This window comes from Pseudomonas sp. microsymbiont 2 (assembly GCF_054788395.1).
In genome coordinates, this window is sequence record NZ_CM139112.1 from 4,472,524 (window position 1) to 4,492,281 (window position 19,758).

Here is a 19,758-nt window from a genome sequence, read left to right on the forward strand (position 1 = left end):
TTACAAGGACTTCACCATGCTGGTGGAGGTCTACGCAAAATGGATGGATGACGAGTCTTCGACAGAGTTTCAGTAGATCTGGGACAGCATCCAAAAACAAAGCGGAAAACCCCAAATTTGCCCCACACCTTTGAGAAAAATGCTCTAACCACTTGATGAATAAAGCAATTTCTGACTTCTCCGCACACACCCCAATGATGCAGCAGTACTGGAAGCTGAAGAACCAGCATCCGGACCAGCTGATGTTCTACCGCATGGGCGACTTCTACGAGATCTTCTACGAAGACGCGAAGAAGGCCGCGAAACTGCTGGATATCACCCTGACCGCCCGCGGGCAGTCGGCCGGCCAGTCGATCCCCATGTGCGGGATTCCATTCCATTCGCTCGAGGGCTACCTGGCCAAGCTGGTCAAGCTCGGCGAGTCGGTGGTGATCTGCGAGCAGATCGGCGACCCGGCCACCAGCAAGGGCCCGGTGGAGCGCCAGGTGGTGCGCATCATCACCCCCGGCACGATCAGTGACGAGGCGCTGCTCGACGAGCGCCGCGACAACCTGATCGCCGCCCTGCTGGGCGACGAGCGCCTGTTCGGCCTGGCTGTGCTGGACATCACCAGCGGCAACTTCACGGTGCAGGAGATCAAGGGCTGGGAGAACCTGCTGGCCGAGCTCGAGCGCATCAACCCGGTGGAACTGCTGATCCCCGACGACTGGCCGCAGGGCCTGCCGGCGGAGAAACGCCCGGGCGCGCGCCGTCGCGCGCCATGGGACTTCGACCGCGATTCGGCGCGCAAGAGCCTGTGTCAGCAGTTCGCCACCCAGGACCTCAAGGGCTTCGGCTGCGACAAGCTGACCCTGGCCATCGGCGCCGCGGGCTGCCTGCTGGGCTATGCCAAGGAAACCCAGCGCACCGCCCTGCCCCACCTGCGCAGCCTGCGCCACGAGCGCCTGGACGACACGGTCATCCTCGATGCCGCCAGCCGCCGCAACCTGGAGCTGGACATCAACCTGGCCGGCGGGCGCGACAATACCCTGCAGTCGGTCATCGACCGCTGCCAGACCGCCATGGCCAGCCGCCTGCTGACCCGCTGGCTGAACCGTCCATTGCGCGACCTGAAAGTGCTGAAGGCTCGCCAGGACTCGATCCGCTGCCTGCTCGACGGCTACCGCTTCGAGAAGCTGCAACCGCAGCTCAAGGAAATTGGCGACATCGAGCGCATTCTCGCGCGCATCGGCCTGCGCAACGCCCGGCCCCGTGATCTGGCGCGCCTGCGCGACGCCCTCGGCGCCCTGCCCGAGCTGCAGAACGCCATGGCCGAACTGGAAGCCCCGCACCTGGCCCGCCTGGCCGCCATCACCGGCACCTACCCTGAATTGGCCGGGCTGCTGGAGCGGGCGATCATCGACAACCCGCCAGCGGTGATCCGCGACGGCGGCGTGCTCAAGACCGGCTACGACAGCGAGCTCGACGAGCTGCTGGCCATGAGCGAGAACGCCGGCCAGTTCCTCATCGACCTGGAAGCCCGCGAGAAGGCCCGCACTGGCCTTGCCAACCTCAAGGTCGGCTACAACCGTGTGCACGGCTACTACATCGAACTGCCGACCAAGCAGGCCGAACAGGCGCCGGGCGACTACATCCGGCGCCAGACCCTCAAGGGCGCCGAGCGCTTCATCACCCCCGAGCTCAAGGCATTCGAGGACAAGGCCCTATCAGCCAAGAGCCGCGCCCTGAGCCGCGAGAAGATGCTCTACGACGCCCTGCTCGAGACCCTGATCGGCCACCTGGCGCCGCTGCAGGACAGCGCCGCCGCCCTGGCCGAGCTGGACGTGCTGAGCAACCTGGCCGAGCGCGCGCTGAACCTGGACCTGAACTGCCCAAGCTTCGTCGACGAACCTTGCCTGCGCATCGACCAGGGCCGTCACCCGGTGGTCGAGCAAGTACTGACCACGCCGTTCGTGGCCAACGACCTGGGCCTGGACGACAGCACGCGCATGCTGATCATCACCGGCCCGAACATGGGCGGTAAGTCCACCTACATGCGCCAGACCGCGCTGATCGTGCTGATGGCGCATATCGGCAGCTTCGTGCCGGCCGCCCGCTGCGAGCTGTCGCTGGTGGACCGCATCTTCACCCGTATCGGCTCCAGCGACGACCTGGCGGGCGGGCGCTCGACCTTCATGGTCGAGATGAGCGAGACCGCGAACATCCTGCACAACGCCACCGACCGCAGCCTGGTGCTGATGGACGAAGTCGGTCGCGGCACCAGCACCTTCGACGGCCTGTCGCTGGCCTGGGCCGCCGCCGAGCGCCTGGCCCAGCTGCGCGCCTACACGCTGTTCGCCACCCACTACTTCGAGCTGACCGTGCTGCCGGAGAGCGAGCCGCTGGTGGCCAACGTGCACCTGAACGCCACCGAGCACAACGAGCGCATCGTGTTCCTGCACCATGTGCTGCCCGGGCCCGCCAGCCAGAGCTACGGCCTGGCCGTGGCACAGTTGGCCGGAGTGCCGGCGCCGGTGATCCAGCGTGCCCGCGAACACCTGGGCCGCCTGGAAACCGCCAGCCTGCCCCATGAAGCGCCGATTGCCAGCAAGAGCAAGGGCGAGCCAAGCGTGCCGCACCAGAGCGACCTGTTCGCCAGCCTGCCACACCCGGCCATCGAGAAGCTGGGCAAGCTGGACCTGGACGACATGACGCCGCGCCAAGCTATCGAAATGCTATATCAACTGAAAAACCTGTTATAACGGCCCACCGCGCAAGCTGGTAGAATCCGGCGCGGTTTGCGAGTGCTGCAGGTTATTAGCCTGGCCTGCAGCCACCACCGTGAGCCGCGCTGCCCTGGAAGGAAGGGCAAGCTGCCGTCGCCTGAGGAGAGAATTAGAAATGACCTTCGTCGTCACCGACAACTGCATCAAATGCAAGTACACCGACTGCGTGGAAGTCTGTCCGGTGGACTGCTTCTACGAAGGCCCGAACTTCCTGGTCATTCACCCGGACGAGTGCATCGACTGTGCGCTGTGCGAACCTGAATGCCCAGCCCAGGCCATTTTCTCGGAAGACGAAATACCTGCCGGCATGGAGAACTTCATCGAGCTGAACGCCGAGCTCGCGGAGATCTGGCCGAACATCACCGAGAAGAAAGACGCCCTGCCGGACGCCGAAGAGTGGGATGGCAAGCCAGGCAAGATTGCCGACCTGGAACGCTGATCGCCTCCGGATACGAAAAAGGCCCGCAAGGGCCTTTTTTCATTTTCAACGGGCAAAAAAAAGGGGCGGTTTGACCCGCCCACATTTTTTCCGTAGTCCCTGTATGTCCCAATCATCATCCTGATGAATCGCGTCCTGCGATGTCCTTGGCCGTCATCCTTGAAAGCCTGTGTCAGTCCGTCGACACAGTTCGAATACTAGCGATTCCCCGAGGGGAAACAAGCGGTAGATCTCCCCACTTGTTTCAGGTGCTAGATTTTTATTTGAATTAAAACTCCATATTTTTCAGTCGCTTATGAAATGTACGTCATTGAAAACGACATTGATTTACTGATCCCTACAGCGATTACTTACATAACGAGTAAGCAATTGCTTACACGCTGTACCACGAGGGTGGATAAATAAATATTGCGGTGGGGAGGTCAGCAGCCTCAGGTCAGGGTGAAATGCAAACGCCCCGAACGATATCGGGGCGTTTGCATTTCACCTGAGTAGCGATTACTGGAACAGCGACTCACTGGACAGGCCATTCTTTTCGAGGATCTCGCGTAGACGCTTGAGCCCCTCGACCTGGATCTGCCGAACACGCTCGCGGGTCAGACCGATTTCCAGCCCGACGTCCTCCAGGGTGCTGCTCTCATGGCCACGCAGACCGAAGCGACGGACCACCACCTCGCGTTGCTTGTCGGTCAGCTCGCCGAGCCACTGATCGATGCTCTGTGACAGGTCATCGTCCTGCAGCAGCTCGCAGGGATCTGTCGGACGGTCGTCGGTGAGCGTGTCGAGCAGTGTCTTGTCGGAGTCCGGGCCAAGCGAGACATCCACCGAGGACACGCGCTCGTTGAGACCGAGCATGCGCTTGACCTCCGCCACCGGCTTTTCCAGCAGGCTGGCGATTTCTTCCGGTGACGGCTCGTGATCGAGCTTCTGCGTCAGCTCGCGGGCAGCCCGCAGGTAGACGTTGAGCTCCTTGACCACGTGAATGGGCAGGCGGATGGTGCGGGTCTGATTCATGATCGCCCGCTCGATGGTCTGGCGGATCCACCAGGTCGCATAGGTCGAGAAGCGGAAGCCACGCTCGGGGTCGAACTTCTCCACCGCCCGGATCAGGCCCAGGTTGCCTTCCTCGATCAGATCGAGCAGGGACAGGCCACGATTGACGTAACGGCGGGCGATCTTGACCACCAGGCGCAGGTTGCTTTCGATCATGCGCTTGCGACCGGCAGGGTCGCCTTTTTGCGACAGGCGTGCGAAATGCACTTCCTCCTCCGGCGACAGCAGAGGCGAGAAGCCGATTTCGTTGAGATACAGCTGGGTGGCATCGAGCGCCCGGCTGTAATCGATGTACTTGTGCTGCTTGGGCGATGCGCCCGATTTCGACTTGGTCCGAACCGAAGGTACAGCAGGTTCGTCTGACACCACATCCGTTTCCAATACGATGCCTGTCTCCATGAGAAGCAGATCATCGTCGATGTCAAACTCCGGCACTTCTTTACTGAGAGCCATTGTTATAGTCCTTTGCTGAGTTCGAACTCAGACTCGAGCGTCACCTTTCCATGGCAGCGCTGGAGCCTGTCCCCTCTACATCCAAGGAACAGGCTGGGACAACAATCAACGGCGTGGCAGGAACTGGAGAGGATCGACGGGTTTACCCTGACGGCGAATCTCGAAATGCAGCTTCACCCGATCAGTGCCCGTGGACCCCATTTCTGCGATCGTCTGCCCTGCCTTGACCTGCTGCCCCTCCCGAACCAAGAGCCTGCGGTTGTGACCGTAGGCGCTGACGTAGGTATCGCTGTGTTTGATGATGATGAGCTCGCCATAGCCCCTCAAGCCACTGCCGGCGTAGACCACCGCTCCATCAGACGCAGCAAAAACAGGCTGTCCCAAATCACCGGCGATATCAATGCCTTTATTCAAACTACCGTTTGAAGCGAATTTTCCAATCAGCACGCCGTTCGCCGGCCAGGTCCAACCGCCCACGGCACGCTCTGCGGCGGGCACCTGGGCAACCGTTTGCGAGGTGGTGGAAGGGGCAGTTGTGGCACTTTTGCCATTGCCGGCAGGGGGCGAGGTAGTCGTGACCGGACGGCGTATGACCGTGGTCCGACTCGACGAAGACGGGCTGGTCGTGACCACCGTGGTGCTGCCACCAGCACCGCTGCTGAAGCGAATCGGCTGGCCCGGGCGGATGGTATAGGGCGCGGCGATATTGTTGCGCGCCGCCAGCTCCTTGTAGTCCCAGCCGTAGCGGAATGCGATGGAGAACAACGTATCGCCGGGCTTGACGATGTACTGCCCCGAGGTCACGGTCGCACGCTTGGGCGCCGCGTTGTTGCGATCGACCACACGCGCGCCGTTCGAGCCGGTACTGGAGCAACCGGCCAGCAGGGTGCCCATGGCCAGCGCAATCACCAGAAGCCTCAAACCCGACCGATCCCTGCGCTGCCGCATGACTGTGTGACCCACCCGCGCTCCCCTCATGGTGCCAATAGATGACGCTGCAAAATGCAACAATGTTTCAATTATAACCGAGCCACCCACCTTGCGGGGCCCGTCATGCCCCGGTCTGCGCCAGGAGCCACGCCAGATAGACAGACACCAGGCGCACTAATTCGTTGGCGGCGCAAATTATTGTGCCTGCGTCGCTCAGGCCACAGGGCCGTTGAGCAGCGGCACGAAGCGCACCGTACCGAGCACCCGGCGCGAGAAGCCCTGCTCCTCACGCACGATCAGCATCAGTTGCTGCGCCTCCCCGGCCGGCCCGACCGGGATCACCATGCGTCCGCCCGGTGCCAGCTGATCGAGCAATGCCTGGGGTACCTCGGGCGCCACGGCCGTGACGATGATGCCATTGTAGGGGGCCAGCGCCGGCCAGCCTTCGCAACCGTCCCCCCAGCGGAACACCACGTTGCGCAGGTTGAGCTCGACCAGGCGCTCCTTGGCCCGGTCCTGCAGGACCTTGATCCGCTCCACCGAAAAAACCCGCTCGACCAGTTGGGCCAGTATCGCCGTCTGGTAGCCCGAACCGGTGCCGATCTCCAGCACCTTGTCCAGCGGCCCGGCTTCGAGCAGCAACTCGCTCATGTGCGCGACCATGAACGGCTGGGAGATGGTCTGGTTATGGCCGATCGGCAGGGCCGTGTCCTCATACGCGCGATGGGCCAGGGCCTCGTCGACGAACAGATGGCGCGGGGTGCGGCGAATGGTCTCGAGTACCTTGGCGTTCGAGACGCCTTCTTCGTACAGGCGCTGGATCAGCCGCTCCCGGGTACGCTGGGAGGTCATGCCGATCCCACGCCGCATCAGATCGTCCTGCTCGCGCATCAGAGCACGCCCTCCAGCCAGCCCTCGAAGCGCTCGAAGGCATCGTTGAAGGTGCGGTCCAGCTGCAACGGCGTGATCGACACGTAGCCTTGCATCACCGCGTGGAAGTCGGTGCCCGGTCCGCCGTCTTCGGCATCTCCGGCCACGGCGATCCAGTAACCTTCCTTGCCGCGCGGGTTGACCACCTTGGTCGGCGCCGCCGCCCGCGCCCGGTGCCCCAGGCGGGTAAGCTGGATGCCACGGATGTGCTCCAGCGGCAGGTTGGGAATATTGACGTTGAGCACGGTGCGCGGCGGCAGTTCCAGCCGCGACTGCGCCTCGACCAGGCGGCGGGCGATGTAGGCGGCGCTCGGCAGGTTGTCGGGCAGGCGCGAAAGCAACGAGAACGCCAGCGAGGTTCCACCGAGGAAACGCCCTTCCAGCGCCGCGGCGACCGTGCCGGAATACAGCACGTCGTCACCCAGGTTGGCGCCCAGGTTGATACCGGACACCACCATGTCGGGGGTTTCCGGCAACAGGCCGTTCAGCCCCAGGTGCACGCAGTCGGTCGGCGTGCCGTTGAGGCTGATGAAGCCGTTGGCCAGGGTCTGCGGGTGCAGCGGCCGGTCGAGCGTCAGCGAACTGCTGGCACCGCTCTTGTCTTGATCCGGGGCAATCACCACGCACTCGGCGTAATCCGCCAGCGCGTCATGCAGCGCGGCGATGCCAGGTGCGGTAACACCGTCGTCATTCGAAATCAGAATACGCATGGGCTGTCCGTCTGCCCTGCCGGCACCAGATCGACGAGTTCGCGCACCACCACGGTGGCGAAGCATCCGGCCGGAAGGACGAATTCCAGTTGCAGGATATCAGGCTCGGGATAATGCCACGTCAGACGCCCGATAGGGAGCCGCAGGATGCGCCGTTCGTGATCCATGCCCGCTCGTGCCAGCCATTGGCACAATGCCGGATGGCGGGCGGCGACGTCACTCTCGAGCGCCTGGGTCGCGCCAGCGCAGGGCGACTGCCCCTCGCCCCACAGCGGACCGGTGGGGTGCAGGTCGAGAATGGCCAGGCGTGGATCGCTGCACTCGGCCTCCCCTGCCGGGAAGAAACTGCGACTGTCGGTGAACGCCAGCAGGTCGCCGACCTGGGCGCGCTGCCAGCTGCCATCGGTCACCCGAGCCGCCAATACCTGGTTGAACAGGTAGCTGCGCCCGGCCGACAGCATCCGCGAGCGCACATTGCGCTGCTCGGGCAGCGCCTGGCGAGCGGCCCAGTCCTGGGCGTCGTGCACGTTGCCACCGGCATGGCCGAAGCGCTGGCTGCCGAAGTAGTTGGGCACGCCCTGCTGCTTGAGTTGTTCCAGGCGGGCATCGAGGGCCTGACGGTCCGCCTGCAGCGCGGTCAGGCGCAAGGTGAAGCCATTGGCCGAATGCGCGCCACGCTGCAGCTTGCGCTGGTGGCGCACCTGCTTGAGCACCCGCAGGGTGTCGTCCTCGGCGCGGGACAGGTCGGGGTCGGCCTTGCCCGGCAGGTGCAGGCTGAACCACTGGCGGGTCAAGGCCTGGCGGTCCTTGAGGCCGGCATAGCTGATGGCGCGCACCGGCACGCCGGCGGCTCGGGCCAGGCGACGGGCCGCCTCTTCGGTGTTGAGGTCGCGCTTCTCGACCCACAACCACAGGTGCTCGCCCTGACCGGACAGCGGGATATCGAGGACTTCATCGACCTGGAAGTCTTCGGCCACCGCCTTGAGCACCGCGCTGCCCAAGGCTTCGCCCGAGGCCCGAGGGCCCAGCAGTTCAAATTCGGTCATGCTGGCAGCAGCAGGGCGACCGCATGCACGGCGATGCCCTCCTCGCGGCCGGTGAAGCCCAGCTTTTCTTCGGTGGTGGCCTTGACGTTGACCTGGTCGAGTTCGACCTGCAGGTCTGCGGCGATCTGCTGGCGCATGGTCTCGATATACGGGGCCATCTTCGGAGCCTGGGCGACGACGGTGGCGTCGACGTTGCCGACCTTCCAGCCCTTGTCAGCGACGATGCGCAGCACGTGGCGCAGCAACTCGCGGCTGTCGATACCTTTGTAGCGCGCATCGGTGTCGGGGAAATGCTTGCCGATATCGCCCAGCGCCGCAGCCCCCAACAGCGCGTCGCTTACCGCGTGCAGCAGCACATCGCCGTCGGAGTGGGCCAGCAGGCCAAATTTATGGGGGATACGCACCCCGCCCAGGGTAATGAAATCACCGTCGCAGAAACGGTGGACATCGTAGCCATGGCCAATACGCATAGAAAAACGCCCTGATTGAGTCAGGGCGTGATTCTACCTGCTTTCATGCAGTATTGGGGCTGCTGCGCAGCCCTTCGCGGGTGAACCCGCTCCCACAAGGAACGCTGCAAGCCGAGGGCTGCAGATACCCTGTGGGAGCGGGTTTACCCGTGAAAAAGCCAACACCATGCTGTCAGCTCACACCCTGCCCAGCGCCACCGCATGATGACGCAGGTGCTCATCGATGAAGCTGGCGATGAAGTAGTAGCTATGGTCATAGCCCGGCTGCAGGCGCAGGGTCAGTGCATGCCCCCCCTTGCGCGCCGCCTGCTCCAGCGCTTGCGGCTTGAGCTGCTTCTCGAGGAAGTCATCGCGATCGCCCTGATCCACCAGCAATGGCGGGCATTCACCAGCCTCCGCCAGCAGCACGCTGGCATCCCATTCCCGCCAGCGCGCACGGTCATCCCCCAGGTAGCGGGAAAACGCCTTCTCGCCCCAGGGGCAATCCATCGGATTGCTGATCGGCGAGAATGCCGACACCGAGCGATAACGCCCAGGATTGCGCAGAGCACAGACCAGCGCGCCGTGCCCGCCCATGGAGTGGCCGCTGATGCCGCGCTGATCCGACGCCGGGAAGTGCGCCTCGATCAGGGCCGGCAGCTCCTCAACCACGTAGTCGTGCATCCGGTAGTGCTGGGCCCAGGGCTGCTGGGTGGCATTGAGGTAGAACCCCGCGCCCAGGCCGAAGTCCCAGGCGCCATCCGGGTCGCCCGGCACCTGGTCGCCACGCGGGCTGGTGTCCGGCGCGACGATGATCAGCCCGAGCTCCGCGGCCAGGCGCTGGGCGCCGGCCTTCTGCATGAAGTTCTCGTCGGTGCAGGTCAGGCCGCTGAGCCAGTACAGCACCGGCAGCTTTTCGCCCTGCTCGGCCTGGGGCGGCAGGTAGACGGCGAACACCATGTCGCAGCCGAGCACCTTGGAGCTGTGCCGGTAACGCTTGTGCCAGCCGCCGAAGCTCTTCTGGCAGGAGAGGTTTTCCAGGGTCATGGCGAGGCCCTCAGAAGTGGATCACGCTACGGATGCTCTTGCCTTCGTGCATCAGGTCGAAGGCTTTGTTGATGTCCTCCAGGCCCATGGTGTGGGTGATGAAGGTGTCCAGCGGGATCTCGCCCTTCTCGGACATCTCGACGTAGCTTGGCAGCTCGCTGCGGCCACGCACGCCGCCAAAGGCCGAACCGCGCCAGACGCGCCCGGTGACCAGCTGGAACGGACGGGTGGCGATCTCCTGGCCGGCACCGGCCACGCCGATGATCACCGACTCGCCCCAGCCCTTGTGGCAGCACTCCAGCGCCGCACGCATCAGTTGCACGTTGCCGATGCACTCGAAGGAGAAGTCGACGCCACCGTCGGTGAGATCGACGATCACTTCCTGGATCGGGCGGTCGTAGTCTTTCGGGTTGATGCAGTCGGTGGCGCCCAGCTGGCGGGCGATCTCGAACTTGGCCGGGTTGATGTCGATGGCGATGATGCGCGAAGCCTTGGCCTTGACCGCGCCGATCACCGCCGACAAGCCGATGCCGCCGAGGCCGAAGATGGCCACGGTGTCACCCGGCTTGACCTTGGCGGTGTTGAGCACGGCGCCGATGCCGGTGGTCACGCCGCAACCGAGCAGACAGACCTTCTCCAGTGGCGCTTGCTTCTGGATCTTGGCCACGGAGATTTCCGGCAGCACGGTGTACTCGGAGAAGGTCGAGGTGCCCATGTAGTGGAACAGCTGCTGACCCTTGTAGCTGAAGCGGGTGGTGCCGTCGGGCATCAGGCCCTTGCCTTGGGTGGCTCGAATGGCCTGGCAGAGGTTGGTCTTGCCCGACAGGCAGAATTTGCACTTGCCGCATTCCGGGGTGTACAGGGGAATCACATGGTCACCGACGGCGACCGAAGTCACGCCCTCGCCCACCGCCTCGACGATCGCCCCGCCCTCGTGGCCGAGAATCGACGGGAAGATGCCCTCCGGGTCGGCGCCGGACAGGGTGTAGGCGTCGGTGTGGCAGACGCCCGAGGCGACGACGCGCAGCAGCACTTCGCCAGCCTTGGGCATGGCCACGTCCACCTCGACGATTTCCAGGGGTTTCTTGGCCTCGAAGGCGACGGCGGCGCGGGACTTGATCATCAAAGGTCTCCAGAGAAGGTGTCGGTTACTGGCTGCCAGTGTAATTCACTGCCTTTTGATGAATAATCCAGCCAATTACAAAACATTATTGCCATACAGGGATAATCCATGAGCAGTCGCTGGGAGGGTATCGACGAGTTCGTCGCGGTGGCCGAATCAGGCCAGTTCACCGCCGCCGCCGAACGCCTGGGCGTGTCGTCCTCGCACATCAGCCGGCAGATCGCCCGCCTGGAAGAACGCCTGCAGACCCGCCTGCTGTACCGCAGTACGCGACGAGTCACCCTGAGCGAGGCCGGGCAGACCTTCCTGCAGCATTGCCAGCGCTTGCAAGATGGTCGCGAAGAGGCCTTGCGCGCCATGGGCGACCTCGCCAGCGAACCCAAGGGGCTGCTGCGCATGACCTGCGCGGTGGCCTATGGCGAACGCTTCATCGTGCCGCTGGTGACGCGGTTCATGGGTCTTTATCCGCAATTGCGGGTGGATGTCGAGTTGAGCAACCGTACCCTCGATCTGCTGCATGAAGGCATGGACCTGGCGATCCGCCTGGGACGCCTGCAGGACTCACGGCTGGTGGCCACGCGCCTGGCGCCACGGCGCATGTACCTGTGCGCGTCGCCAGCGTACCTGGAACGCTATGGTCGACCGCACAGTCTGTCGGAGCTGGCGCGGCACAACTGCCTGATCGGCAGTTCCGACCTCTGGGCGCTGCAGCAGGAGGGTCGCGAGATCAGCCAGCGGGTACAGGGCAACTGGCGTTGCAACAGTGGCCAGGCGGTGCTGGACGCGGCATTGCAAGGGATGGGGCTGTGCCAGTTGCCGGACTATTACGTGCTCGAGCATCTGCACAGCGGGGCGCTGGTGTCGTTACTGGAGGGGCATCAGCCGCCGAACACGGCGGTGTGGGCGTTGTATCCGCAGCAGCGGCACCAGTCGCCGAAGGTACGCCGACTGGTCGATTACCTGAAGGAAGGGTTGGCGCAGTTGCCGGAGTACAGGACTCTCTAAACAGCGTGGGAGCGGGCTTGTCCCGCGATAGCGTCATAACAAGTGACGCTGATTGCCAGGCTGACGCCATCGCGGGGCAAGCCCGCTCCCACGCATCCGCATCAGCACCGCCTATTTCAACGGCGCCCGGCCCAACGCTGGCGCAACCACTCCAGATCTTCCGGCCGGGTCACCTTGATGTTGTCGCCGCGCCCCTCGACCAGGCGCGGCGCATAACCGGCCCATTCGATGGCCGACGACTCGTCGGTGACCGCCACATCGGACACCAGGCATTCGGCCAGCGCCCGATGCAACATGCCGAGACGAAACATCTGCGGGGTGTAGGCCTGCCAGACGGTGCTGCGATCGACCGTGGCCGTCACCCTGCCCTCGCCGTCGGCACGTTTAAGCGTGTCCCGGGCGGGAACGGCGAGCAATCCACCGACAGGATCTTCAGCCAGGGCTGACAGCAACTTGTCCAGATCACTGCGCGCCAGGTTCGGCCGCGCGGCATCGTGCACCAGCACCCAGTCGTCGTCGGACGCCCCTTGGGCATGCAGCAACAACAAGGCATTGAGTACCGAATCAGCCCGCTCACGCCCTCCCGGCGCACACCGGATGCGCGCATCGCTGGCGCAGCGCAGCCCAGGCCAGTACGGATCGTCTTCGGCAATGCTGACCACCACGCCCTTGAGCGTGGGATGGTCGAGGAAACAGTCGAGGCTATGCTCGAGGATCGTCTGCCCGCCCAGTTGCAGGTACTGCTTGGGACGGTCGGCAGCCATGCGGGCACCAACACCCGCGGCGGGAATCACGGCCCAGAAGGCCGGCAGGTGGTTTGTCATTTCTGCGGCAGCTGGTAGAGGGTTTCGCCCTCCTTGACCATTCCCAGTTCATGACGAGCCCGTTCTTCCACGGTCTCCATACCTTTCTTCAACTCCAGGACCTCGGCATCGAGCACGCGATTGCGCTCCAGCAGGCGCTCGTTTTCCGCATGCTGGTCGGCGATCTGCTGCTTGAGTTCGGTCACTTGCGCCAGGCTGCCATTACCTACCCAAAGGCGATATTGCAGGCCGCCGAGCAGCAGGAGCAGGACGAGGAACAACCAATAGGGACTGCGCATGAAGATATCCAGGGTAAAAAAGGCCGCCGCGGCGAGCTTCCGATAGCACGAAGCCTGGCCGAGGCCAGGCTTCGTCGACAGAAACCCGTGGAGACAACCGAACGATCAGTACGAACGTTCAGCTGGCCCCGGCTGCTGCCTTTTTACCATCTCTTGCTCAGCCGCGAAACTCGGCACGACCGCGATATACGGCCTTGGCGCCCAGTTGCTCTTCGATGCGCAGCAGTTGGTTGTACTTGCTGACGCGGTCGGAACGGCACAGCGAACCGGTCTTGATCTGGCCGGCGGCGGTACCCACGGCCAGGTCGGCGATGGTCGAGTCTTCGGTTTCACCGGAACGGTGCGAGATCACCGCGGTGTAGCCGGCGGCCTTGGCCATCTGGATGGCTTCCAGGGTCTCGGTCAGCGAACCGATCTGGTTGAACTTGATCAGGATCGAGTTGCCGATGCCCTTCTCGATGCCTTCCTTGAGGATCTTGGTGTTGGTCACGAACAGGTCGTCGCCGACCAGTTGCACCTTGGCGCCGATCTTGTCGGTGAGGATCTTCCAGCCGGCCCAGTCGGACTCGTCCAGGCCGTCTTCGATCGAGATGATCGGGAAGCGCTCGGTCAGGCCCTTGAGGTAGTCGGCGAAACCTTCGGCGTCGAACGACTTGCCTTCGCCGGACAGGTTGTACTTGCCGTCTTCATAGAATTCGGAAGCCGCGCAGTCCAGGGCCAGGGTCACGTCGGTGCCCAGCTTGTAGCCGGCCTTCTCGACGGCTTCGGCAATGGCTGCCAGGGCGTCTTCGTTGGAAGCCAGGTTCGGGGCGAAGCCACCTTCGTCACCGACGGCGGTGTTCAGGCCACGGGCCTTCAGCACGGCCTTGAGGTGGTGGAAGATCTCGGTGCCCATGCGCAGGCCGTCGGAGAAGGTCTTGGCGCCAACCGGCTGCACCATGAACTCCTGGATGTCGACGTTGTTGTCGGCGTGCTCGCCGCCGTTGATGATGTTCATCATCGGCACCGGCATGGAGTACTGGCCCGGAGTGCCGTTGAGGTTGGCGATGTGCGCGTACAGCGGCAGGTCCTGGTCCTGGGCAGCGGCCTTGGCGGCGGCCAGGGACACGGCCAGGATGGCGTTGGCGCCCAGCTTGGCCTTGTTCTCGGTACCGTCCAGCTCGATCATGGCACGGTCCAGGGCCTTCTGGTCGGCCGGGTCCTTGCCCAGCAGCAGGTCGCGGATCGGGCCGTTGATGTTGGCGACGGCCTTCAGCACGCCCTTGCCCAGGTAACGGCTCTTGTCGCCATCACGCAGCTCCAGCGCTTCGCGCGAGCCAGTGGAAGCACCCGACGGCGCGCAGGCGCTGCCGATGATGCCGTTGTCGAGCAGGACATCGGCTTCCACGGTGGGGTTGCCACGCGAATCGAGAACTTCACGACCTTTGATGTCGACGATCTTTGCCATTGTTGTAAGCACTCCAGAATTGACGAAAACAACGCAGCTTTTGGGAATTCTTGCCGTTCACCAGGCGACATGGCACGGGCAGGCCTGGCGAAGGGAGCCCCTGACCGACAGGTCAGGGGTGGAACGGGCGGTACTTTACCCGAGAAACGAGCTTTACGCGGTTTCTACCGTCGGAAAACTTTTCACCAGGTCGTCCAGTTGCTTGAGCTGGGCCAGGAACGGCTCCAGCTTGTCCAGGCGCAGGGCGCACGGTCCGTCGCACTTGGCGTTGTCCGGGTCCGGGTGGGCCTCGAGGAACAGGCCCGCCAGGCCCTGGCTCATGCCGGCCTTGGCCAGATCGGTGACCTGGGCGCGGCGACCGCCAGCGGAGTCGGCGCGACCACCCGGCGTCTGCAGCGAGTGGGTCACGTCGAAGAACACCGGGTACTCGAACTGCTTCATGATGCCGAAGCCGAGCATGTCCACGACCAGGTTGTTGTAGCCGAAGCTCGAACCGCGCTCACAGAGGATGAGCTGGTCGTTGCCGGCCTCGACGCACTTGGCGAGGATGTGCTTCATCTCGTGGGGCGCCAGGAACTGCGCCTTCTTGATGTTGATCACGGCACCGGTCTTGGCCATCGCCACGACCAGGTCGGTCTGGCGCGACAGGAAGGCCGGCAGCTGGATGATGTCGCACACCTTGGCCACCGGCTCGCACTGGTAGGGCTCGTGCACGTCGGTGATCACCGGCACGTTGAAGGTCTGCTTGATCTCCTCGAAGATCTTCAGGCCTTCTTCCATGCCCGGGCCACGGTACGAGGCCACCGACGAGCGGTTGGCCTTGTCGAAGCTGGCCTTGAACACGTACGGGATGCCGAGTTTCTCGGTCACCCGTACGTACTCCTCGCAGACCTTCAGGGCCAGGTCACGGGACTCCAGGACGTTCATGCCGCCGAACAGGACGAACGGCTTGTCGTTGGCGATCTCGATGTTACCGACGCGAATGATCTTCTGAGTCATGGATCAGGCCTTGTTCTTCTGTGCCAGGGCCGCCTTGACGAAGCCGCTGAACAGCGGGTGGCCGTCACGCGGGGTCGAGGTGAATTCCGGGTGGAACTGGCAGGCGACGAACCATGGGTGATCCTTGGACTCGACCACTTCGACCAGCGCACCATCCTCGGAACGACCGGAAACCACCAGGCCAGCATCGACCAGTTGCGGCAGCAGGACGTTGTTGACTTCGTAGCGGTGACGGTGACGCTCGGTGATCACATCCTTGCCGTAGCAGTCGTGAACCTTGGAGCCGGCGATCAGTTGGCAGTCCTGCGCGCCCAGGCGCATGGTGCCGCCCAGGTCGGAGGCTTCGGTACGGGTCTCGACCGCGCCGGTGGCATCGGACCACTCGGTGATCAGGCCGACCACCGGGTGGCCGCTGTTGCGGTCGAACTCGGTGGAGTTGGCGTCTGTCCAGCCCATCACGTTACGGGCGAACTCGATCACGGCCACCTGCATGCCCAGGCAGATGCCCAGGTACGGGACCTTGTTCTCACGGGCGTACTGCACCGCGGTGATCTTGCCTTCCACGCCGCGCAGGCCGAAACCGCCCGGGACCAGGATGGCATCGGCGCCTTCGAGCAGGCTGGTGCCCTGGTTCTCGATGTCTTCGGAGTCGATGTAGCGCAGGTTGACCTTGGTACGGTTGGTGATGCCGGCGTGGCTCATCGCTTCGATCAGCGACTTGTACGCATCCAGCAGCTCCATGTACTTGCCGACCATGGCGATGGTCACTTCCTGCTCAGGGTTGAGCTTGGCGTCGACGACCTTGTCCCACTCGGACAGGTCGGCGCTGTTGCACTGCAGGCCGAAGCGCTCGACGACGAAGTCGTCCAGGCCCTGGGCGTGCAGCACGCCAGGAATCTTGTAGATGGTGTCGACGTCTTCCAGCGAGATCACCGCACGCTCTTCGACGTTGGTGAACAGCGCGATCTTGCGACGCGACGAAGCGTCGACCGGGTGGTCGGAGCGGCAGATCAGCACGTCCGGCTGCAGGCCGATGGAGCGCAGCTCCTTGACCGAGTGCTGGGTCGGCTTGGTCTTGGTCTCGCCGGCGGTGGCGATGTACGGGACCAGGGTCAGGTGCATCAGCATGGCGCGCTTGGAGCCCACTTCGACGCGCAGCTGGCGGATCGCCTCGAGGAACGGCTGCGATTCGATGTCGCCCACGGTGCCGCCAATCTCGACCAGCGCGACGTCGGCATCGCCGGCGCCCTTGATGATGCGGCGCTTGATCTCGTCGGTGATGTGCGGGATGACCTGGATGGTCGCGCCCAGGTAGTCACCACGGCGTTCTTTACGCAGCACGTGCTCGTAGATGCGGCCGGTGGTGAAGTTGTTGTTCTGGGTCATCGTGGTGCGGATGAACCGCTCGTAGTGGCCCAGGTCGAGGTCGGTCTCGGCGCCGTCGTGGGTGACGAACACTTCACCGTGCTGGAACGGGCTCATGGTGCCCGGGTCGACGTTGATGTACGGGTCCAGCTTGAGCATGGTGACCTTGAGCCCCCGCGCTTCCAGGATGGCCGCCAGGGAAGCCGAGGCAATGCCTTTCCCCAATGAAGAAACAACACCGCCCGTGACGAATATGTAGCGCGTCATGAAAAACCCTAGAAGTCTGCGTTAAGGCGGCATGGGCCGCCGGAGAAAGCGAAGGAAGGCCGAAGCCCCCGATCACCTGCGTCAATCACAGTGCATCTCGAAAAACTGCCGCGTCTGTACAGACCAGGGGTATCCCCGGCATGGAGCTCGCTCGTCATTTTAAGAAATCAGCCCAGCAAAAAACTGCTTGGTAATCGGCAACTCCTGTGTTTTTGCGCAACCCACAGAAGCTGTATCAAGAAGGGAGGGTAGTCTACCCGAATGTACCCTTCAGCTCAAACCTTGCACGCTCGTCGGCGGCTGCCAGTGCAACTGGCAATCCGCCTGCGCCAGCTCGGGCAGGTTGGCCACCGCCAGCAATTGCTCGCCGTGATACAGCAGCGGCAGGCGCGGGCGCACGAAGTGCGGGACCTGCAGCTCGTTGAGCAGGCGCTTGAGATCGCGCCGACCGCGACCGGGCAGGTGCATGATCTCGCCGCCCTGGCGGTAGCGGACATGCAGGTCGTTACCCGCAAGACCAGACGCCAGACGGACACTGCCATTGCCCGGCAGGCGCAACGGTTGCGCGCTGTCGAGCCAGGGGTGCTCGCCCGCCACCGTGCCCAGCCAATCGCCACTCAGCCACCAGATACGCCCGTGGCTGCGGTGCAGCTCGCCATCGGTCAGGCGCCAGACCGGGCAGGCATCGGCCGTCGCGTCGCGCAGATCGCTCCAGCCGGCCCAGTGGCGGCTATCTGGCAGGCGCGTACGCTGGCCTAGCCAGAACCGCAGGGCGTTGCGCTGGCGCGCCGGGGACAGCGCGATGAGTGCCGCAAGGCTCAGAGAGTCCAATCCCGACCAAGGCAGCGGCGCGTTGTCGCAGGCGTGTGCCAGGTCGCTGGCGGCCAGTTCGTCCAGCAGCCCCAGCGCCTCGCCCAGGTGTTCGGCGCTGCGCGCCAGACTGACTTCGGCCTGGGGCCAGCGCTGGCGCAGCATTGGCAAGACCTCTGCGCGCAGGAAGTTGCGGGCGAAGGTGGTGTCGCTGTTGGAAGGGTCGTCGACCCATACCAGCCCGTGTCTGTCGGCGTAGGCCTGCAACTGCTGGCGCGACAACCCCAGCAGCGGCCGCACCAGGTTGCCCTGGCCCAGCGGCCGCTGTTGCGCCATGGCGGCCAGTCCACGCAGGCCGGCGCCGCGCAGCAGGCGCAATAGCAGGGTTTCGGCCTGATCGTTGCGGTGCTGGCCGGTGAACAGCACCTCGCCTGCGCCCAGCCGTGTTTCGAAGGCGCCGTAGCGGGCATTGCGGGCCGCCTGTTCGAGGCTGGCGCCGGGGGCGACCTGGACAGGGACCACATCGAGTTCGACACCCAGGGCAGCGCATACCGCTCGGCAGTGGTCAGGCCAGGCATCGGCGGCGGCTTGCAGGCCGTGATGGACATGGATGGCGCGCAGAGGGGGCGCGGGGTGGTTGCGGATGTAGTCGGCGAGCTGGTGCAGGAGGACGGTGGAGTCCAGGCCGCCGGAGAAGGCGACGTACCAGGCGGGGGCGTTGAGCCAGGGGGTGAGGTTGAGCATCAGTGCCTCACAGGGCTTGAGATCGCCGGGGGCCGCTTCGCGGCCCCCGGAATCCATCAGAGGCCGTAGCTCATCAGGCGATCGTAACGGCGCTTGAGCAGCGCGTCGTTGTCGAGCTTGCCGAGCATGTCCAGCTGTTCGATCAGGTCGGCGCGAACGCTCGCGGCCATTTGCGCCGGATCACGGTGGGCGCCGCCCAGCGGCTCCGGGATGACCTTGTCGACGATGTTCAGGCTCTTCAGGCGCTCGGCGGTGACACCCATGGCCTCGGCGGCATCGGCCGCGCGGTCGGCGGTCTTCCACAGGATCGAGGCGCAGCCTTCCGGCGAAATCACCGAGTAGGTGGAATACTGCAGCATGTTCAGCTGGTCGCACACGCCGATGGCCAGGGCGCCGCCGGAACCACCCTCACCGATCACGGTGGCGATGATCGGCGTCTTCAGCCGCGCCATCACGCGCAGGTTCCAGGCGATGGCCTCGCTCTGGTTGCGCTCCTCGGCGTCGATGCCTGGGTAAGCGCCCGGGGTGTCGATGAAGGTCAGGATCGGCATCTTGAAGCGCTCGGCCATCTCCATCAGACGGCAGGCCTTGCGGTAGCCTTCAGGACGCGGCATGCCGAAGTTGCGGCGCACCTTCTCGCGCACTTCGCGACCCTTCTGGTGACCGATGACCATCACCGGCTTGTCGTTCAGGCGCGCGGTGCCACCGACGATGGCGGCGTCGTCGGCGAAGTGACGATCGCCATGCAGCTCTTCGAACTCGGTGAAGATGTGGTCGATGTAGTCGAGGGTATACGGGCGACGCGGGTGACGGGCCAGACGGGCGATCTGCCAGCTGGTCAGGTTGCCGAAGATGCTCTCGGTCAGGGTGCTGCTCTTGTCCTGCAGACGGGCAATTTCATCGCTGATGTTCAGCGAGTTGTCGTTGCCCACCAGGCGCAGCTCTTCGATCTTGGCTTGCAGGTCGGCAATCGGCTGTTCGAAATCGAGGAAATTCGGGTTCATAGGCTTCCGTCTTGGGTCTACGGCCAGGCGGCCGGCCGGTGGATCCGTTTGGCGCCCTACCTTAAGGGAT

The 19,758-nt window shown here is 64.1% G+C and carries 18 protein-coding genes; 3 read left to right on the forward strand and 15 right to left on the reverse strand.

Annotated elements, in window-relative coordinates; translation table 11 throughout:
- Nucleotides 1–167 precede the first annotated feature (167 nt).
- Nucleotides 168–2,741: a DNA mismatch repair protein MutS gene (gene mutS / locus ACYUME_RS20210; protein WP_460419405.1), complete on the forward strand. Its 2,574-nt coding sequence runs from the start codon at nt 168–170 to the stop codon at nt 2,739–2,741.
- Nucleotides 2,742–2,880: 139 nt separating this feature from the next.
- Nucleotides 2,881–3,204, forward strand: coding sequence for a ferredoxin FdxA (fdxA, locus tag ACYUME_RS20215; RefSeq protein WP_279884706.1), 324 nt, complete (start codon nt 2,881–2,883; stop codon nt 3,202–3,204).
- Nucleotides 3,205–3,702: 498 nt separating this feature from the next.
- On the opposite strand, the gene rpoS is transcribed toward fdxA, so the two are convergent.
- The 8 genes from rpoS to ACYUME_RS20255 form a co-directional block, all read right to left on the reverse strand.
- Complete coding sequence (gene rpoS, locus ACYUME_RS20220; RefSeq protein WP_279884708.1) at nt 3,703–4,710, reverse strand: RNA polymerase sigma factor RpoS; 1,008 nt, start codon at nt 4,708–4,710, stop codon at nt 3,703–3,705.
- Between the two features lie 105 nt (nt 4,711–4,815).
- Nucleotides 4,816–5,673 carry a peptidoglycan DD-metalloendopeptidase family protein gene (locus ACYUME_RS20225; protein ID WP_460416528.1) on the reverse strand — a complete coding sequence of 286 codons (858 nt, stop codon included), beginning with the start codon at nt 5,671–5,673 and terminating at the stop codon, nt 4,816–4,818.
- A 180-nt stretch (nt 5,674–5,853) separates the two neighbouring features.
- Nucleotides 5,854–6,492 (reverse strand): protein-L-isoaspartate(D-aspartate) O-methyltransferase, encoded by a 639-nt coding sequence (locus tag ACYUME_RS20230; protein ID WP_279884747.1) that lies wholly within the window; start codon nt 6,490–6,492, stop codon nt 5,854–5,856.
- Nucleotides 6,493–6,530: 38 nt separating this feature from the next.
- A complete protein-coding gene (gene surE / locus ACYUME_RS20235; RefSeq protein WP_279884714.1) occupies nt 6,531–7,280 on the reverse strand; it encodes a 5'/3'-nucleotidase SurE in 750 nt (249 codons plus the stop codon).
- Complete coding sequence (truD, locus tag ACYUME_RS20240; RefSeq protein WP_460416530.1) at nt 7,268–8,326, reverse strand: tRNA pseudouridine(13) synthase TruD; 1,059 nt, start codon at nt 8,324–8,326, stop codon at nt 7,268–7,270. The genes surE and truD overlap by 13 nt, the downstream gene beginning before the upstream one ends.
- Nucleotides 8,323–8,796, reverse strand: coding sequence for a 2-C-methyl-D-erythritol 2,4-cyclodiphosphate synthase (gene ispF / locus ACYUME_RS20245; protein ID WP_460416532.1), 474 nt, complete (start codon nt 8,794–8,796; stop codon nt 8,323–8,325). The genes truD and ispF overlap by 4 nt, the downstream gene beginning before the upstream one ends.
- A 177-nt stretch (nt 8,797–8,973) precedes the next feature.
- Entirely contained in the window at nt 8,974–9,822 is an 849-nt protein-coding gene (gene fghA, locus ACYUME_RS20250) for an S-formylglutathione hydrolase (protein WP_279884722.1), read from the reverse strand.
- Nucleotides 9,823–9,832: 10 nt separating this feature from the next.
- Nucleotides 9,833–10,945, reverse strand: a complete 1,113-nt coding sequence (locus tag ACYUME_RS20255) for an S-(hydroxymethyl)glutathione dehydrogenase/class III alcohol dehydrogenase (protein WP_279884724.1) — start codon at nt 10,943–10,945, stop codon at nt 9,833–9,835.
- Nucleotides 10,946–11,053: 108 nt separating this feature from the next.
- On the opposite strand from ACYUME_RS20255, the gene ACYUME_RS20260 reads away from it, so the two are divergent.
- Nucleotides 11,054–11,950, forward strand: a complete 897-nt coding sequence (locus ACYUME_RS20260; RefSeq protein ID WP_460416534.1) for a LysR substrate-binding domain-containing protein — start codon at nt 11,054–11,056, stop codon at nt 11,948–11,950.
- Between the two features lie 116 nt (nt 11,951–12,066).
- Here ACYUME_RS20260 and ispD read toward each other — a convergent pair whose 3' ends face one another.
- The 7 genes from ispD to ACYUME_RS20295 form a co-directional block, all read right to left on the reverse strand.
- A complete protein-coding gene (ispD, locus tag ACYUME_RS20265) occupies nt 12,067–12,774 on the reverse strand; it encodes a 2-C-methyl-D-erythritol 4-phosphate cytidylyltransferase (RefSeq protein WP_460416536.1) in 708 nt (235 codons plus the stop codon).
- Nucleotides 12,771–13,052: a cell division protein FtsB gene (gene ftsB / locus ACYUME_RS20270; RefSeq protein ID WP_011535259.1), complete on the reverse strand. Its 282-nt coding sequence runs from the start codon at nt 13,050–13,052 to the stop codon at nt 12,771–12,773. The genes ispD and ftsB overlap by 4 nt, the downstream gene beginning before the upstream one ends.
- A 157-nt stretch (nt 13,053–13,209) precedes the next feature.
- The gene (eno, locus tag ACYUME_RS20275; protein ID WP_460416538.1) at nt 13,210–14,499 is read right to left on the reverse strand and encodes a phosphopyruvate hydratase; all 1,290 of its coding nucleotides are present in this window, start codon (nt 14,497–14,499) and stop codon (nt 13,210–13,212) included.
- Nucleotides 14,500–14,652: 153 nt separating this feature from the next.
- The gene (kdsA, locus tag ACYUME_RS20280; RefSeq protein ID WP_110992405.1) at nt 14,653–15,498 is read right to left on the reverse strand and encodes a 3-deoxy-8-phosphooctulonate synthase; all 846 of its coding nucleotides are present in this window, start codon (nt 15,496–15,498) and stop codon (nt 14,653–14,655) included.
- Between the two features lie 3 nt (nt 15,499–15,501).
- A complete protein-coding gene (locus tag ACYUME_RS20285) occupies nt 15,502–17,130 on the reverse strand; it encodes a CTP synthase (RefSeq protein WP_279884737.1) in 1,629 nt (542 codons plus the stop codon).
- 270 nt (nt 17,131–17,400) lie between these two features.
- On the reverse strand, nt 17,401–18,684 hold the full coding sequence (gene tilS, locus ACYUME_RS20290) for a tRNA lysidine(34) synthetase TilS (protein WP_460416540.1): 1,284 nt from the start codon (nt 18,682–18,684) through the stop codon (nt 17,401–17,403).
- Nucleotides 18,685–18,740: 56 nt separating this feature from the next.
- Nucleotides 18,741–19,688, reverse strand: a complete 948-nt coding sequence (locus ACYUME_RS20295; protein WP_279884742.1) for an acetyl-CoA carboxylase carboxyltransferase subunit alpha — start codon at nt 19,686–19,688, stop codon at nt 18,741–18,743.
- Nucleotides 19,689–19,758 lie beyond the last annotated feature (70 nt).